This window comes from Anaerobacillus sp. ABD4_527 (assembly GCF_056160805.1).
The window spans coordinates 1-1,781 of sequence record NZ_JBSWXZ010000013.1 but is presented as its reverse complement, the minus strand read 5'-3'; the positions used below and the strand labels follow the sequence as shown (position 1 = coordinate 1,781).

1 protein-coding gene is annotated in these 1,781 nt (G+C 40.3%); it reads right to left on the bottom strand.

What is annotated here, in order from left to right:
• Positions 1–371: 371 nt before the first annotated feature.
• A complete protein-coding gene (locus ACXAHI_RS20930) occupies positions 372–1,649 on the bottom strand; it encodes an IS110 family RNA-guided transposase (protein WP_474851010.1) in 1,278 nt (425 codons plus the stop codon).
• Between the last annotated feature and the right edge of the window lie 132 nt (positions 1,650–1,781).

Below are 1,781 nucleotides of genomic sequence, written 5' to 3'. Positions count from 1 at the left end.
TGACTCCCTCCGGAAATGTTGATGTACCAGTGTTTATTAGGGTTAAAAATTCTTTTTAAATTTCCCTGTAGGAACTAAGTCCCTACAGGGAATTCCTTATTTAGGAATATAAGGAAGTGGATGACGTGTTAACCCGCTGATCCATGTAATTTTTTTACAGAAATATATATGTGCACATTTGATCTCTGCTTGCTTATGAGGACGAACCCTCCCATGTCTCTTGACGTCATGCGTCTACATTCCTTCGTTAGGTCTCATCATAAGGCAGAGGCCGGCATTATTCTCCCGTATGAACTCTAGGTTGAAAGTCAAGATCTGCGCCAGCTTCTCTGTGTCATGCCTATGTGTTTGATCGAGCTTAAAAGTAGTCGCTATGATACGTTTTTAAGACAGTGGAGGTCATTCCTCATTCTATCTTCTTGAAAGTATACATGGTGGTTTGAAAGACCGAAAAAGATCTTAAGTAGCTTGCTGCATAACACAACCATCGCTTCCTTCTTTTTCAGAGGATTTTCCTTTCTCGAAATATAATACGAGTACAAATCAAAGAATACAGGGTTATTTTGAAGTAAAGGAAGAACAGCCTTGTAGAGGAGACTCCTCAACCTTTTCCTCCCTCGTTTGGATATTCTCTTTTGCCCCCTATGCTTACCAGAAGAGTTCTCACGTAATGTTAATCCCGCTAGCTTAATGAGTTGGCGTGGATTTTCATATTGTGTAAAGGATCCGGTTTCGGCAAGTAAATCAACAACCGTGTTTTCGCTAATTCCTGGAATAGAGACTAGGTACTCAAACTCGGTCATTTCTTGGGCTAATACAGATAAGCGCTGATTTAACTCTTCGAGCTGATCTTTGAGGAAGGTAAAACGATCCATCAAGCTATTTATTTCAAATCGTCCCATCTCTATACCATTCGTAACCCCAATAGAGTGCTCAGCTAATCGCTGTAGCTTCTCAATTTTCTTTTGAGACGGCGCATAGAGGCCTGCCTTATCCTTATATACATTCGCAAGTTCTTTCGAACTTACTCCAACGATATCTTCTGGTAAAGGCGTATGTTTTAAGATGGCGCAAGCCAGCTGGCCAAAGCTTTTAAAAACCGTCGAAAATTCAGGGAAGTATTGATCCTGCCAACGAATCATTCGATTCTTTAATCTAGCTTGTTCTTCTTTTAGTTGCCATCTCAACGTAGCTCCTGTCCTTAATTCAGCTTCAACGCCATCAGGTATTCTAGGAAAACTAAAGTGGCCACCTGTAATGAGCTTCGCAATAATTCTTGCATCTTTTTTATCATGCTTTGTCTGTAGATTATCATCAAATTCTTTCGTTCGGTGGACGTGCATTGGATTAACGACCACAAAAGGAACATCATAATTTAAAAGAAACGAAGCTAAATTTAGCCAGTAATGACCTGTAGGTTCAAATCCAACTAAAATCTTCTCTTTCTTATATTGCCGAAGTAAGCTATGAAGTTCATGATACAAGGAATGAAACCCATCCTCGCTTTGTTTGAACTTGAAAGGTTGATTTAATTCCCTCCCACGATCATCAACTGCGCACGCATAATGAGTGTGTTTCGCGATGTCGATGCCAATGACGAGAGTTTGATTTGTCACTTGATTTAATCGTTGATTGCGTTTATTATCCAAAAAGAGCCCTCCTTTTGATGATTGTACTTTGGTTAGGTACGAATGCATCATAACGGAGGGCTTTTTTGTATGCAATAGAGGATTCCTTTTCTGACAGGAATTCTCCCGTGGTCCAACGGGCGTTCGAGACTC